Genomic DNA, 15,947 nt, shown 5'->3' with positions numbered 1-15,947 from the left:
CAAAAATCACAATCTTTTATAAGCAATGCTAGACTTTTCCACTTTTTTTCTATATACTAAATAGAGAAAATGTTAATATGGAGACATTATATGAAAAATCAAGAATCTATCGTTCATGTAAATATGCTGGGAGGATTCTCCATATCCATGGGGGACAGGACGATCGTAGACCAGAATAATCAAGCAAAAAAGCCCTGGAGCCTATTAGAATATCTTATTACGTTTCGGGGGCGGGATATTCCGGTAGAAGAACTTATTGATCTGTTTTGGAAAGATGAAGCCAGCAATAACCCGGCAGGAGCCTTAAAGACCTTAATGTTCCGTGTACGCAAACTTTTGGAACCCCTGGGATATCCGACGCAGGAGCTGGTTTTCCAGAACCGTAAGGCTTACGGCTGGACAAAGGACCTTACAACGGTCTGCGATACCGATCAGTTTGAAGACTTGTGTGTTCAATTGGAGGCCACCGGTCTTTCCGAGGATGACCGTTTAGCCCTTTGTCTGGAGGCCTTTGCCTTATACAAGGGAAACTTTCTTCCAAAATCAGAGTGGGAATCCTGGGTGGTCCCGATCCACACTTATTATCACACCCTCTATCAAAAACTGATCCAAAAAACTTTGTTCCTTCTTGAGAAAAGAAAAGATTATCCCACCATCATCGACGTATGCCAGCAGGCAATTGCCATTGATTCCTATAGTGAAGAGGCTCATTATTACCTGGTCTACGCACTGTACCAGAGTGGCAACCAGCTTATGGCTATGGAGCATTACCATCATGTGACTGACATGTTCTATAATGAATTTGCCATCACTCCGTCCATTCGCTTTAAAGACCTATACAAGCTTATCAGCGATAAGAAGCATGGCATTACCATGGACCTTAGCACCATACAAGAGATTCTTTCAGAAGGCGGCACGAACAGCGGGGCCTTTTGTTGCGAACCCTCTGTATTCCGGGACATCTATCAGCTGGAGACAAGGGCGATCCAGCGCACCGGCGACTCTATCTTCTTATGTCTTTTAACCATCAGCAATCTAAAGGGCGAGCTTTTAAAACCTGCAGTCCAGACAAGGGCAATGGATGAACTTGGGGACTCCATCCGCAAATCCCTGCGCAGAGGGGATATCTTCTGCCGCTACAGCGTTAGCCAGTACCTATTGCTTCTGCCAACAGCAACCTATGAAAACGGTGAGCTGGTGTTAAAGCGCATTATTCAGAATTTCAAAAAGGAATATTCAAGAAAAGATCTTTCCATTACTTATTCATTGCAGAGTATCATACCAAACTAAGCCTTATGGCTAGGATACATAAAGGAAGAACTGCATACAGGAGGAACCGGATGTTATCAAATGACTTTATTACATTCACACTGGAAAAGAAAAAAAGCATCGCACTCATCGCTCATGACAACGAAAAGCATGCACTGATCGAATGGTGCATCGAACATAAGGCGGCTCTGGAAAAGCATATTCTCTGCGGCACCGGAACAACGGCTCGGATGATCACGGATCAGACAGGTCTTCCCGTAAAGGGCTATAACAGCGGCCCCCTGGGTGGTGACCAGCAGATCGGTGCGAAGATTGTGGAAGGAAGGATCGACCTGGTCATCTTCTTTTCCGACCCTCTTACCGCGCAGCCTCACGACCCGGATGTAAAAGCGCTTTTACGCATCGCCCAGGTTTACGATATCCCGATTGCCAACAACAGGGCAACCGCCGATTTCATTATTACTTCGCCGCTTATGGAAGAGACCTACGAGCATCAGGTCATCAACTTTCACAAAAACATTGCGGACCGGGCAAAAACCCTGTAAGGGACCTGGCATACGGATTAACAGAAGGCAGAGCTTTTTCAAATTTAAGCCCTGCCTTTTTTGTATCATTCCATATTTTATTCAAAAACTCTTTCGCACAATTTTATATATTCCTGATAAGCAGGAAACTCTTCAAGACCTGTAAGACGTTTTGCGACCCCTTTGTAATACCAGGCGTGCTCTGATTTGTTTTTTTCGTTAAAACGCTGCCAAAGGTCATCTCCAACTAAAAAATAGTCTCTTGCTGTCGACCTTAAATTGCTCAGCTTGTCCGCCAGAACAAGGATCTTGCTTTCTCTGGAAGCTTGTTCCAGATGATCAAGAGTTGCACATTTCCGTTCTTTCCAACACTTCGTTTTATCCTCTGTTTCTTCCATAACCAATTCAGCCACCCGAAGTCCGAATTTTTCCTTAAGCTCCTCCTCCGTAACACCCGTATCCTCCACCACATCATGTAAAAGCGCGGCGCAGATCAGCTCTTCATCCGTTACCATCAGTGCAACGATGACTGCCGTTTCTAAGGGATGGACGATATAGGGAATCTTCGTCCCTTTCCGAAAGGTCCCTTCATGTGACTTGGTTGCAAATGCAACAGCCTTCTCGACCATAGTGAGTCTCCTTTTGATCTTTCTTAACTCTTTTAATATATTATCACAAATAATTACGATTTAACAGAGCATAAAAAGCTTTTCTCCTTAATCTTAACCTCATTCTCCGATATCTGTACATTCATCATCAGCTTCCGGATTAAATTCACTAAGAATTAGCTTGGGAATATAATAGACTATAAAGACTTAGACAAATTATTCAGAAATGTAAGATCAGGATAAGGAGGACTATTTATGAATGCCAATGAATACAGTGATGGATTTGAAAATAGAGAAACATGGTATGATTGTGATCAAAAATGCAGCGAGCGTAAATGCGTTTGTAAATTTGAGAGAATCCAAAAAACTTTAAAACCTAATAGAGCATGCTTAAAATGTGGTACATCAACAGGAATTGTAACAATTCCTGTTGAGACTCTTGCCGGAGTTACATTTACATTAGCAACCGTAAATGTGGACACAAAACGCATGAACCACCCATGTATTCAATTAGAATTCGCAAGTAACATCATTGCTACCGCTTCCACTCAAATTCTTAATTTCCAGATTTTTAAACAATGCGGTAATCTAATGGCACCTATTCCAGTAGGGCCAATTTGGACATTTACGCCCCCTGTTGAATTTTTAGAAGGTGGTGTCTTTACTAATATATTCTCATTCTCTGTATGTGATTGTGATACAGCCTGTGATGAATGCTGTAACTATCGTGTAGTAGTTACTCAAGTTGGTGTAGATACATTAGGTATGACAACTATTAACAATTCATCTCTTGCTGCTTTCATTGTTGATAGGGCATGTAAATGCTAAGAAAATTCCCATTAAAAAAGCAATAAAATTGGCGAGTGTGTCCATACTATTTGGACACTCGCCTTTTTCTTTTATCATCTGGTTTATGTACCAGATTACCTTCTGCTGCTTCACTTTCCAAGCTGTGTATAACAAGAGACTTTAGCCTGTAATAATTTGCAGTTTTATGTCGTATTATCAGACATTAACACTCAATCCACAATTGTTTCCACAATATTGTGGATAAGTGTCGTTTTACAAGTTATTGCAGTCCTTCGTTAAGTCCAGGTAAACCAACATATTCTTTTTTCCGAAATTCCCGAATTTTGATAGCAGCGGTATTTGTGTTACATATATTAGTATAGAATATAAAAAAGGTGACTAAGTGCATGTCTAATTCAGAAAACTCAAATCGTGATGCTGATAATACGCCAACTTTCCCCTATGACTATGGACCGAATTCTTTAGTTATTGATCTCAATAAGGCTGCTCAGCAAAACGACAATTTCCGTTCGACTTTATGGACGGGGACTTATCTACAGGTCACTCTCATGAACATTCCTGTCCATGGGAGTATTGGTATGGAAGTCCACACTGATCACGACCAGATTTTACGAATAGAAGATGGTCTAGGTTTAGTTCAGCTAGGGGAAACTGAGCTCTCGATGTACGGGCAGTATCTAGCATTTTCTAATTATGCTATATTAGTACCTGCCGGAATATGGCATAACATCATTAATATCGGCAACGTTCCACTTAAAATATCATCTTTCTATGCCCCACCCAGATATGCTTGGAATACGATTCAAAGGACAAGAATCCCTGCTTCCCCCTCATAGAACAACTCTTAAACAACTTTTTCACACAGCCGGTAGGATTTCCCCGATCTTGCCGGCTCTTCTTCAATGTAAACTGGAATCACCCTCGCAGCCCTTACATTATCACTGCAATACAAAGGGTTTAAGCCTCCGGGCACTCTCTGAACCCTTTTCTCATTTGTTTGCTTTGGGTATTAAAAAAGAGACGGGGTTAACCGCCTCTGTATTGGGTTTTATAAAAAAGATTCATCTTGAGTTTTCAGCTTTTGCGGCCCTATGTATTTCGAGCTGCCAAATCCGAGGAAGGGGGAGCATCACCAGCGGTTATCAGACAAAAGCTTTGACTCCAGAAATCATCCCACCACCTTAGAGGTGGGAGAATTCTCGCTAATAAATATTAAATTATTACGATTTAATAGATAATCTTGTAAGATCCATCATTTTCTGATATGCTTATAGGCGTAAAAACCATCAGGAGGAAAGGGAATCAGTATGAACCAATATAACAATCAAATCAGATCAAACCGCAGAAAAACGCGATCCGGCAACAGGAATGATGCAGGAAAAAATGGTTTTCTATCGGTCCTTCTGTTTTATGTGCTTCCTTTCATCGTTGTGAATGGCCTGATCTTTTTTCTGGTAACTTCCAGACCAAAGGGCGATATTACGATCGGTGAAAGCAGCGATTATATATCCACAACCATGGAGCTTAAGATCAAATCCCTGCTTCCTGTAAAAAGCATGGAAGTGGCTTTAAACGGCACACCCGTCGAGATGACGAAGACAGGCCATAAGACCTATTCCGCAGTCCTTAAAAGCAACGGAACACTTGCAGTAAAACTTACAAGCTTTAACAAGATGAAGACCGTTTTAGACGAGCAGGTGGATGTTTTAGACGACACTCCTCCAGTCATTAAGGATAGTGAATTGGATAACGGAGTTCTTTCCTTCCGCTTGGAAGACAGTCAGTCCGGCGTGGATTATTCCTCTATTTTCGGCTGTGATGAGGACAATCAGGATATTGCTCCCTTATCCATAGACCGGAGTACAGGACGTGTGACCTTTGAGCTTAGAAAGGACAATCTAAACATCACTGCAAAAGACAAAATCGGCAATGAGCTTCATGCGACCATTACCCCTCAGGGTGAAAGCATTGAAGATGAGGAAGCAGTAGACGAACAGGCAGTGGATCAGACAGAATCTTAATCTATGCCATATGATAGGTAAATAGCAAGAATGCTAATAAGTGCGGTTCCATATACAGGAACCGCACTTTATTTGTATCGTTATTGAATTGTATCGCTATTGAATTGTTTCCTTTATCAGATCCCGGTACCAATAAAAACTGTCCTTGGGAATCCTGGTCTGGTTTTTATAATCTACAAAAACGATCCCAAATCTGTCGTCGTACCCCTTTTCCCATTCAAAGTTATCCATAAAACTCCAAAGGAAATATCCAGTGACATCTACACCATCTATAATTGCTCGTTCAAGTTCTTTTAAATAGCGGTGTAAGTAATCAATCCGGCCAGGATCATGAACACCCCCGTCCAGAGAAACCACATCAAGAGCAGACATTCCATTTTCAGTAATAATCACAGGAAGCCGATAAGTCTCATAGAAATTGCGGACCGCCCAGTACATGGCTTTTGGTGTAATCGGCCACCCCATCCCGGTCTTTCCATGTCCGACCGGAAGCTTTCCAAGCAACAGCTTTCCCTGGCTGTCAAAGCTGACTGAGGTTCCCTGATATAGATTCATCCCGCAAAAATCCAGAGGCTGGCTGATAAGTTTTTGTTCTTCTTCCGTTATAACCGGAAGCAGAGGTCCAAACAGTTCTTTACTTTGTTCATGGAATGTTCCTTTTAAAAACAGTTCGTTCCAGAATGCAGAAGAGTGAATCCAATCTTCTTTCCCAAAAGAGTTCTGGAGCCTTCTGGCAGCATTGATCAGTTCATCCGTTTCATCAACAGGCCAATAGGCATTTCCGCAGGTAGGTGCATAACCAACCCTGCTGTCCGTTACCCATTCCCTTATCTCCTGCACTGCCCTTCCATGGGCCAGCGCAATATGACGGCACATGAGAAGCAAACGTTCTGCCGGGTATTTGATACCTGGTGCATGAGTGCATTTATCATATCCAAGCCAGGTAAATATTTGCGGTTCATTAAATGTAAAGAAATGCTTTACACGGTCTCCAAGCGCTTTTGCCACGGTTTCTGCATAAGAGGCAAACCATTCCGGACTTGCCGGATTCAGCCATCCGCCCTGCATCTCCAGATCATTTGGATAATCCCAATGATAAAGGGTCACAAAAGGGGTGATTCCGTATTTCAGCAATTCATCCACTAAATCGGAATAAAATTTTAATCCTTTTTCATTTAACGAACCAAAGCCCTTTGGAAAAATCCTGGGCCAGGAAATAGAGAACCGGTACGCTTTTACTCCCAATTCTCCGAGCAGAGCCACATCCTCTTTCATGCGGTGGTAATGATCACAGGCCACTTCTCCTGTATGTCCCTCAAAGGTCCTCCCCTCCTCCCGGGCAAATACATCCCAGATGGAAAGGCCTTTGCCATCTTCCTGTGCGCCTCCCTCGATCTGATACGAGGAAGTCGCGGTCCCCCATACAAAATCCTTTTTGAAATTCATATCTTTATCCTTTCACACTCCCGGCAGTCACACCGCCGATAATAAATTTAGATAAGCATAAATAAATAATCGCTACCGGTACAATTGCAATGGTAATTAACATATAAACCTGCCCCATGTCAAACTTTAGAAAATCCGCGCTTCGAAGCTGAGCGATCAGAATCGGCAATGTCTTTTTCGCATTGGATTTCAGTACCAAAGAGGGTACAAAGTAATTGTTCCAGGAAGCCACGAATGCAAAGATGCCCTGTACTGCAAGTGCCGGCTTAACAATAGGAATTACAATCGTATTAAAGGTATAGAATTCATGGGATCCATCGATTCTTGCCGATTCGATTATCTCAAGGGGAAGATTGCTCTCGAAATAGGAGACCATGAAATAAAACACCACCGGAGCAGCCATAGAAGGTAAGATAAGCGGAACAAAACTGTCCATAAGCCCCATTCTATTGATCAGCCGTAAAAAACCCAGGGTCGTTACCTGATTGGGAATCATCATAATCAAAACGATAAACAGATAAACCATATTTCGCAGCCTGAATTCATATGCATGGATGGCATAAGCAGTCAGAGCCGAAACATATACCGCAAGCGCCGCAGAGCTTCCGGCTATCAGAAGACTGTTGACGATCCCATAAATGACCGGAAGATTCTTATTATGTAGTACGTTATATAAATTTGAGCCAAAGGACTTACCCGGAATAAAGGAAAATCCTTTTGAAATCTCCGGATGGGACCTGGTTGCATTTATGATCAGACAATAAAAGAAGAAGAGGCATAAAAACGCCAAAAGTGACAAAAACACATATGCAACGGCCTTCTTTATATTCATCGTCTTGCCCATTATTTTCCTCCTCTCCTTTTCCCTGCACCGGTCAGTACAAAGAATACCACCAGACTGAGTGCCGCCGTAATGACAAAGAGTATTACCGATAAGGCACCTGCCATGCCATAATTCTTACTATAGAGATGGTTGTTTAAAAACATAATCAGGGTAGTACTGGTTCTGTCCGGACTCCCCTTTGCATTTGTCAGTACCTGAGGCACATCAAACATCTGCAGTCCACCGATCAGGGAAGTGATCAGGACATAAATAAATATAGGTTTAATGGTAGGCATCGTTATCTTTGTGAATATCTGCAGTGATTTTGCTCCGTCAATGGAAGCAGCCTCAAATAAAGAGGAATCCACACCAAGAATCGCAGCCATCAAAAGAATTGTTGTATTTCCAAACCACATCATAAAGTTCATAAGCCCGATCAGACCTCTGGTCCCCCAGACGGTCGCAAGAAAACGGAACGGGCTGTTTAAGATCCCCAGATTAATAAGTAAGTTATTCATAGGGCCGTCATCGGAGAACAGAGCAAAAAACAGCATGGCAAAAGAAGCCGCCATAATGACATTTGGCATATAGATAATGGTCTTAAAGAAAGAACTTCCTTTTAACCTTAACCTGAAATCTGCAAACCAGACTGCCAGAATCAGAGAAATAATAATCTGGGGAATAAAACCGATAATCCAAAGAATCATGGTATTGCCCAGATACTTAAGTAAGTCACTCTGAAAAATAGATATGTAATTTTGCAGTCCCACAAAGTTTGGACCAATCTGTGTCAATCCGGATCGATAATTTTCAAACAGGCTGTTATAAAAAGTATTTACCAGGGGGATAAAGGAGAATATAAAATAAGTGGCAAAAAATGGTATCAAAAAAATATATCCCCATTTCGCATAGCTGATTTTTTTTCTGGTCTTTGCCTTCTTTTCTTTTACCATTGGAAAACCTCCTGTATTATGCAGGGCGGGATACCCTCCGCCCTGCAGCTTGCAACTATTCTATCTTTAAATCCGGATACTTTTCAGAAATTGCGGTGTAAAAATTCTTCATTGCCGTATCTTTGTCAACGGTTCCATTAAAGTAATCATGCATTGCAGTCTGGAATTCTTCATTAAGCCCCTGGTCATAAGGAGAGATTTTACTCATATCAATTTTTGCAGCCGCATCGCAATACATCTGAAGTGGATTCTGCCCTCCAAGGAATTGGGACTTATAATCACTCTTTGCCAATTCTTCCATAACAGTCTTGTTATTGACAAAGTCATTCTTTTCTTCTACGATCTTTTTCATTGTGGCATCATCACAGCAAATAGTTCTCATAATGTCCGCTACGATATCCCCATTATCCGTACCGTTAGCTGCACAAATCCAGGTTCCGCCCCAGTTATAAGACTCCGGGCCAATGGTAGCAGCCCAGTCACCATAGCAGCCATTCCCTACTTCCTGTTTTCCTCCATCTGCTTCTGCCTTTTCAAGGGAGTTTCCTGCCATAACGAAGTCCACACCCCATGCAGGCATGAAGTAGCCGAATACTTTTCCTTCCGGTCCCTGACCAGCCGCCCATTCTGCTGCCCAAAGAATGGTCTTCTGGTTATATCCCTTATCCGTATAATCTTTTGTCTGCTCCACCCATTTTTCTATGTTTGGATCAATGACAACCTTATTTCCATCCACCCAAGGAGCGGAAACGTTATTGGAAAAGGTACGATAGGTATCATCAAAACCAGATACCATATAATATCCTTTTTCTTTCATCTTTTCTGCGGTCTTGTCAAAGGAATCCCAATCATTGATTGCCTTCTGAACTTCTGCCGGATCGTCAGTTCCAAGCACAGCCTTTGCGATGGAACGGCGGTAAATATAGAGTCCAGGGCAGCCCTGCCAGGAAATTCCCTTCTGTGCACCGCTTCCATCCTGAGCGATCTCTTTGGTATAGTTATATTGTTTGGACATATCCTGATCCGTGATGCCGATGTCCTTTAAATCAATGGTACTGTCGGAATTCACATATTTCAAAATATAATCCGCCTCTACCAGAAACATATCGACCTTATCATCTGCTTTTGCATTTGCCTGATTTAATAAAGCCTCATCGAGAGCATTCTGATAGGCATTATTTTCGCTGGGAGTTGTTATAAAGTTAACCGTATACCCCGCAGGCAGTTTGGAAGAGTAATAATCCTCATATCTTGTCTTAAATTCATCATTCCAAACATAGATATTTACGACTTTCCCCTCTGTACTGCCAGCTCCCTTTTCTTCAGCTGCTTCCTTACTGGTGGCCTCAGGAGTTCCGCTTTGGCTCTGAGTATTTTGAGCGCTCTTGGAACTGCAGCCTCCAATCAGGGATGCTGCCATTGCAGCACACAATAATCCGCTTACTACTTTTTTCCTCATATTACCCTCTCCTTTTCTGATATAAACTATCATTAAATAGTTGCTTTTCCAACCGATTCCCCCTTTAACAGCTCTCCTTCCACAATGATCTGTTCCGTAAAAGTTGTTTTGGGCTTCTCGATGGAGCTTATTAATTTTTTAGCGGCCTGCATACCAATGGCGGCCGTATTCTGATGTATGGTAGTCAGCTTGGGATTCAATAGCTGTGAGATCCGGCTGCCATCATATCCGGCAATGGAGATATCCTCCGGAACCCTTAAGTTTCTCGCACGTATTTCATTTAACCCGCCTATTAATGCCGTATCATCCGGGTATAAAATACAGGTGGGTGAATCTTTTCTGTCCAGCAGTTCCCTGGTGTATGCCATAGCCTGGCTGACATCCAGATAATCTGCTTCCAATACATAATTGTCCGGAATACGCAGATTGTGACTCTCTATAAACCGGTAAAAACTTGTAAGTCTTGCCTTTGTAACGGCCGTATTTATCTGTCCGTGAATGTATGCAATTTTTCTGTGCCCATTTTCATAGATATATTCCATCAGAGTCTGGATCCCCTTAATGTTATCAGACAAAACCGAGGAACAGTTTTCGTGGATATGGTCAATGGTAACCACGGGAATGTCACCTCCCAAAAGGTCGATTACCTCCGGGTTATCAAAATTTACACAAGCGATTACCACACCATCCACATTTCTGTATTTACAATGATCATAATAAGAAACTTTCTTCGTTCCTATCTGACTATTGATAAATGTGATATCATACCCCTGTTTCTCTGCCTCGACCTTAAAGGCTTCCAGTACCGCTGCGAAATATTCATGAGTCAAGCCGCTGTTGGCCTCGTCAACAAATAAAACGCCGATGTTGTAGCTTCTGTTTGTTTTTAAAGACCTTGCAGCTGCGTTAGGATAATATCCCAGCTTTACTGCTGCTTCTTTGATCTTGGTTTTTGTGCTCTCCCCGATGTCGCTCTGGTCATTAAGTGCTTTGCTTACTGTAGCAACAGATACTCCACAGTGCTGTGCCAGTTCCTTCATTGAAATCATATGTCTCTTCCTTTTACTTAATCGTTTTCGTAACCTCAATATACTCCTTTCCAGAAGAAAATGCAATATATTTTTGTTTTTTTATCTAGTTTATATAGTTTTTAGCAGTTTGTTTTATGCACTTTTACCATTATATGAATATGATCCTATTTATTTTTATAAATAACTATTGTATTTTAAAAATGTATGAGTTATTATGGCCCTATAGTTCCATAATCCTTATCTTAATCGTTTTCGTAAAATGTCGAATTATGTAATTTTATCATCCAATCAGAAAGGAGCTATTCGAATATGAAATACGGATATTTCGACGACCAGGAAAAAGAATATGTTATTACAACTCCAGATACTCCCGTTCCATGGATCAATTATCTGGGCAGTCAAGATTTCTTTTCCCTGGTTTCCAACACTGGAGGCGGCTACAGCTTCTATAAAGACGCAAAGCTGTTAAGGCTGACCCGGTACCGCTATAACAACGTTCCCCTGGACAGTAACGGACACTACTATTATATCAATGAAAACGGCACCATCTGGAATCCTGGTTGGCAGCCCACCCAGACACCCCTGGATTTTTATGAATGCCGGCACGGACTGGGAGTTACCCGCTACCAAGGAAGAAAAAATGGCTTATCTGCCTCTGTCACAGCCTTTGTGCCCTTGCATGACACTTGTGAAGTCCATAAGGTTATCTTAAAAAACGAAAGCGAAGAATCAAAAGATTTTACCTTGTTCTCCTATGTGGAATTTTGTTTATGGAACGCTGTGGATGACATGACCAATTTTCAGCGGAATTTAAGCACCGGAGAAGTTGAGGTGGAAGGCTCAGTCATTTACCATAAGACAGAGTACAGAGAGAGGCGCAACCATTACGCTTATTACGCAGTCAATTCAGATATTCAGGGCTTTGACACGGACAGAAACACATTTGTGGGTGTATATGGCTCCAATCAGATGCCGCTTATGGTGAAAAATAACACCTCAGGAAATTCCATGGCAAGCGGCTGGTCTCCCATCGGTTCCCACCGGTTAACGCTCCATTTAGAGCCCGGGGAAGAGACCAGTTTCATCTTCGTACTGGGCTATGCCGAGAATCCTAAGGAACAAAAGTGGACTGCTCCCAATGTCATCAACAAAGAACCGGCTAAGTCTGTTCTGTCAAAATATCAAACAGACCAACAGGTTGATGAGGCTATCGCCGCATTAAAGCATTACTGGGAAGAGCTGCTTTCCAACTATTCCGTTACCATGGCCGATGAGAAAACAGCCCGCATGGTAAACATCTGGAACCAGTATCAGTGCATGGTAACCTTTAATATGTCCCGCTCCGCCTCCTATTACGAATCAGGTACCGGCCGTGGTATGGGCTTTCGGGATTCCTGCCAGGATTTGCTTGGATTCGTACATATGATCCCGGAAAGAGCCAGGGAACGAATCATCGACATCGCTTCCACCCAGTTTGAAGATGGAAGTGCCTATCACCAGTACCAGCCTCTTACAAAAAAGGGGAATATGGACATCGGAAGCGGATTCAACGACGATCCCTTATGGCTCATTGCCGGTGTATCGGCTTATATCAGGGAAACTGGAGACTTAAGTATTTTAAAGGAATCCGTACCCTTTGATAACGACTTAGAAAAAAGCCAGCCGCTTATGGAACATTTGAGGCGGTCTTTCCAATTTACCAGGACAAATCTGGGCCCTCATGGTCTGCCCCTGATTGGGCGGGCTGACTGGAATGACTGTCTGAATTTAAACTGCTTTTCTACAGAGCCCGGAGAGTCCTTTCAAACTACCGGACCCTCGGAAGGACCTGTAGCAGAATCCTTAATGATCGCAGGAATGTTTGTAAAATACGGAAAAGAATATGCGGAAATCTGCCGCTTGATCGGGCTAAAAACTGAAGCAGAGGAGGCAGAAGCCTCTGTACAGGAAGTATACGATGCCGTGATTCAGTTTGGCTGGGATGGAAGCTGGTTTTTACGCGCCTATGATGCATTTGGCCAGAAGGTCGGATCCAAAGAATGCAGGGAAGGACAGATTTTCATTGAACCTCAAGGTTTTTGTATCATGGGTGGAATCGGTATTGAGGAAGGCCATGCAAAAAAAGCTTTGGACAGCGTAATTGAAAAACTGGATACAGCCTGTGGGATCGTCCTGCTGCAGCCGGCATACACCAGTTATCAGGAAAGCCTTGGAGAGATTTCCTCTTATCCTCCTGGCTACAAGGAAAACGCAGGTATTTTCTGTCACAATAATCCCTGGATTTCCATTGCAGAAACCATGATCGGAAGAGGCAACCGGGCATTTGAAGTCTACCGGCGCACTTCTCCGGCTCATATAGAAGGCAACAATGAAATCTATAAAGCAGAACCTTATGTTTATGCACAGATGATTGCCGGAAAAGATGCGGCTCATTTCGGAGAAGCCAAAAACAGCTGGCTGACAGGAACGGCTGCATGGTCATTTGTATGTATCTCCCAGTATATTTTAGGGATCCGCCCCGGCTTCAACGGGTTAATCGTAGACCCCTGCCTGCCGGATTCCATCGGGGAATTTTCCGCTGTCCGGAAATTCCGGGGAGCGGATTATTATATCCATGTGGATCATGCCAAACAAAACAATCATGGAACTCTTACCATGCTGGTGGATGGGAAACCTGTGGAAGGAAAAGAAATCCCATACGTGGAAGGAAAGAAGAAATACCATATTTCTCTCACTTGGGACTAAGCAAAAAACAATTATTTCGAAACACATCATTCATACTGTCATATAATAACATGAGTTAATTTCAAGGAAGAATTATGAACGTTAGCATTGGCATGAAAGCCCCTGATTTTACTGCTATGACAACATTTGGACCGTTAAAGCTGTCTGATTACAAAGGACAATGGGTAATTTTGTTTTCTCACCCAGGCGACTTTACGCCTGTATGCACGACCGAATTTATCGCATTTGCACAGGCGAACGACCAGTTTGAAGCATTAAATGCAAAACTGATCGGTTTAAGCATAGACAGTAACCCTTCCCATCTGGCATGGGTAAATCAAATCCGTTTATTAACGGGCGTTCAAATTCCGTTTCCAGTCATTGCAGACCGCATGGCTGAAGTTGCAAACCTTTATGGCATGATTGCTCCGGACGTCAATAAGCAGGAAACCGTTCGAAATGTATTTTTCATAGATCCGAATCAGATCATTCGTGCGATCCTGGTCTATCCTCTAACGAACGGCAGAAACATTTCTGAAATACTGCGCCTGTTAACTGCTCTTCAGACAACAGACAAATGCGGCGTAGTAACTCCTGCAAATTGGGTGCCAGGCAGTCCTGCAATGGTTCCTCCGCCTGGTACTTATAATCAATCGCTAGAACGGATCAATGCACCTGAAACAACGGATTTAAATTGCGTCGACTGGTTTTGGTGCTATAAAAATGAGCCCTGCTGATCATGCAGTAAACTTAAGCCGCGCCAATTAAAAAAGGCTGCTGCAAAACTAACATAAGTTAGCTTTGCAGCAGCCTTTCTTTTGGTCTAACCCATTTCGGAATTATGCCGTGGCCTTTTCTTCTTCTGAGACATTGGGAGTATCTTTACCTTTACCAAGAATGCAAGTATAAACGAAAACTCCAAAGCATGCAGCAGCAAACAGGATACCAGCCGGATAAGCAATGCCGGTGGAAAGCTGGAAGCCTTCTTTTGCAATCAGAATGTAAGTAAAGGATACTGCGGACATAAAAGTTGCCGGAACTACTGTAATCCAGTAAAAACGTTTTCTCTGGAATAAATATACGCTTGCTGACCAGAGTGCGATCATGGCCAGGGTCTGGTTGCTCCATGAGAAGTATCTCCATACAATCTGTACATCGAACTGAGTCAGTATGGAGCCGACTGCCAGAAGGGGTATGGTAAGAATCAGACGGTTTTTCACGGGCTTCTGGTCCAGTTGGAACCAGTCGGCCAACGTAAGCCTGGCGCTTCTATAAGCGGTATCTGCAGAAGAAATGGGACAGGCAATAACTCCGATCATAGCGATGACCGCACCCACCGGTCCTAAAAGTTTGAAGCAGATTTCATAGACTACGCTGGATTGTCCGTTGCCCAGTGCAGTTAAAAGTCCACCGGTACCGTCGTAAAACGCAACACCTGCAGCCGCCCAGATCAGAGCGATCACACCCTCTGCCACCATTGCTCCGTAAAATACCTTGCGGCCGTCCTTTTCATTGGTAAGACAGCGCGCCATAAGCGGAGACTGGGTTGCATGAAAGCCGGAAATAGCACCGCATGCAACAGATATGAACATAGTCGGCCAGATGGGATTTCCTGACGGATGAAGGTTTGACAAGGTGATTTCAGGGATATGGTAACCTTTAAAAAGAATGGCACCTCCTACCCCCAGCGCCATAACAATCAGACAGATGCCAAAAAACGGGTAGATCTTGCCGATGACCTTGTCGATAGGGACAAATGTCGCAATAAAATAGTAAATCAATACTACAGCAAGCCAAAAACGGGAATTAAGTATATCCGGAGTCAGCATGGCTAAGAGATTTGCGGGACCGGTTGAAAAGGCAACCCCGACCAGGACCAGAAGGATCACGGAAAACACCCGCATGACCTGCTTCATGGTATTTCCTAAGTATGTACCCGTAAGCTCAGAAACACTGGCTCCTTTATGGCGCATGGACATCATGCCAACCATATAATCATGGATGCCTCCACCTAAAAGGGTACCAAAGGTGATCCATAAGAAAACGCTTGGTCCCCAGCAGGCTCCGGCCAGAGCACCGAAAATGGGCCCAAGACCTGCAATGTTTAAAAGCTGGATCAGAAAAATCCTGGGTGTTCCCATTGGTACATAATCACTCCCGTCTGTCATGGTTAGAGCAGGGGGTTTTCTGTCATCCGGTCCGAAAACCTTTTCAGCCACCTTGCTGTAGGTTAAGAAGCCGATGATTAACAGTGCCAAACACGCAAAGAAACTTATCAT

At 43.1% G+C, this 15,947-nt stretch carries 14 protein-coding genes; 7 read left to right on the top strand and 7 right to left on the bottom strand.

From position 1 onward, the window contains the following. Positions 1–90: 90 nt before the first annotated feature. Both ACHZES_RS17195 and ACHZES_RS17190 read left to right on the top strand, forming a co-directional pair. A complete protein-coding gene (locus ACHZES_RS17195; protein WP_038277510.1) occupies positions 91–1,290 on the top strand; it encodes a BTAD domain-containing putative transcriptional regulator in 1,200 nt (399 codons plus the stop codon). A gap of 50 nt (positions 1,291–1,340) precedes the next feature. Then, positions 1,341–1,814, top strand: a complete 474-nt coding sequence (locus ACHZES_RS17190) for a methylglyoxal synthase (RefSeq protein WP_038277509.1) — start codon at positions 1,341–1,343, stop codon at positions 1,812–1,814. Between the two features lie 77 nt (positions 1,815–1,891). Here the strand turns inward: ACHZES_RS17190 and ACHZES_RS17185 are convergent, their stop codons facing one another. After that, positions 1,892–2,422 (bottom strand): HD domain-containing protein, encoded by a 531-nt coding sequence (locus tag ACHZES_RS17185; RefSeq protein ID WP_038277507.1) that lies wholly within the window; start codon positions 2,420–2,422, stop codon positions 1,892–1,894. 234 nt (positions 2,423–2,656) lie between these two features. On the opposite strand from ACHZES_RS17185, the gene ACHZES_RS17180 reads away from it, so the two are divergent. The 3 genes from ACHZES_RS17180 (at position 2,657) to ACHZES_RS17170 (ending at position 5,232) form a co-directional block, all read left to right on the top strand. Next, positions 2,657–3,229 (top strand): DUF4489 domain-containing protein, encoded by a 573-nt coding sequence (locus tag ACHZES_RS17180; protein WP_038277506.1) that lies wholly within the window; start codon positions 2,657–2,659, stop codon positions 3,227–3,229. Positions 3,230–3,597: 368 nt separating this feature from the next. Continuing rightward, complete coding sequence (locus ACHZES_RS17175) at positions 3,598–4,047, top strand: cupin domain-containing protein (protein ID WP_395547020.1); 450 nt, start codon at positions 3,598–3,600, stop codon at positions 4,045–4,047. Positions 4,048–4,518: 471 nt separating this feature from the next. Next, on the top strand, positions 4,519–5,232 hold the full coding sequence (locus tag ACHZES_RS17170; RefSeq protein WP_395547021.1) for a hypothetical protein: 714 nt from the start codon (positions 4,519–4,521) through the stop codon (positions 5,230–5,232). A 96-nt stretch (positions 5,233–5,328) separates the two neighbouring features. Here ACHZES_RS17170 and ACHZES_RS17165 read toward each other — a convergent pair whose 3' ends face one another. From ACHZES_RS17165 to ACHZES_RS17145, 5 genes are read right to left on the bottom strand one after another with little or no spacing between them, the layout of a single operon-like run. After that, complete coding sequence (locus ACHZES_RS17165) at positions 5,329–6,678, bottom strand: GH1 family beta-glucosidase (protein WP_395547022.1); 1,350 nt, start codon at positions 6,676–6,678, stop codon at positions 5,329–5,331. 4 nt (positions 6,679–6,682) lie between these two features. Beyond that, positions 6,683–7,522, bottom strand: a complete 840-nt coding sequence (locus tag ACHZES_RS17160; RefSeq protein WP_395547023.1) for a carbohydrate ABC transporter permease — start codon at positions 7,520–7,522, stop codon at positions 6,683–6,685. Beyond that, positions 7,522–8,454 carry a carbohydrate ABC transporter permease gene (locus tag ACHZES_RS17155; protein WP_154526057.1) on the bottom strand — a complete coding sequence of 311 codons (933 nt, stop codon included), beginning with the start codon at positions 8,452–8,454 and terminating at the stop codon, positions 7,522–7,524. Before ACHZES_RS17155 ends, ACHZES_RS17160 begins: the two co-directional genes overlap by 1 nt. A 55-nt stretch (positions 8,455–8,509) precedes the next feature. Further along, positions 8,510–9,913: a carbohydrate ABC transporter substrate-binding protein gene (locus ACHZES_RS17150; protein ID WP_154526059.1), complete on the bottom strand. Its 1,404-nt coding sequence runs from the start codon at positions 9,911–9,913 to the stop codon at positions 8,510–8,512. A gap of 32 nt (positions 9,914–9,945) precedes the next feature. Further along, positions 9,946–10,962, bottom strand: coding sequence for a LacI family DNA-binding transcriptional regulator (locus ACHZES_RS17145; RefSeq protein WP_154526061.1), 1,017 nt, complete (start codon positions 10,960–10,962; stop codon positions 9,946–9,948). 291 nt (positions 10,963–11,253) lie between these two features. On the opposite strand from ACHZES_RS17145, the gene ACHZES_RS17140 reads away from it, so the two are divergent. Continuing rightward, a complete protein-coding gene (locus tag ACHZES_RS17140) occupies positions 11,254–13,689 on the top strand; it encodes a GH36-type glycosyl hydrolase domain-containing protein (protein WP_395547024.1) in 2,436 nt (811 codons plus the stop codon). A 74-nt stretch (positions 13,690–13,763) separates the two neighbouring features. Then, positions 13,764–14,405, top strand: a complete 642-nt coding sequence (locus tag ACHZES_RS17135; RefSeq protein WP_395547025.1) for a peroxiredoxin — start codon at positions 13,764–13,766, stop codon at positions 14,403–14,405. Between the two features lie 102 nt (positions 14,406–14,507). On the opposite strand, the gene ACHZES_RS17130 is transcribed toward ACHZES_RS17135, so the two are convergent. Then, positions 14,508–15,947 (bottom strand): carbon starvation protein A, encoded by a 1,440-nt coding sequence (locus ACHZES_RS17130; protein ID WP_038277499.1) that lies wholly within the window; start codon positions 15,945–15,947, stop codon positions 14,508–14,510.

Source organism: Lacrimispora sanguinis (assembly GCF_044987295.1).
Taxonomy (GTDB): domain Bacteria; phylum Bacillota; class Clostridia; order Lachnospirales; family Lachnospiraceae; genus Lacrimispora; species Lacrimispora celerecrescens_B.
Note: the sequence above shows the minus strand (reverse complement) of the source record. Positions and strands in the feature narration are given on the sequence as shown.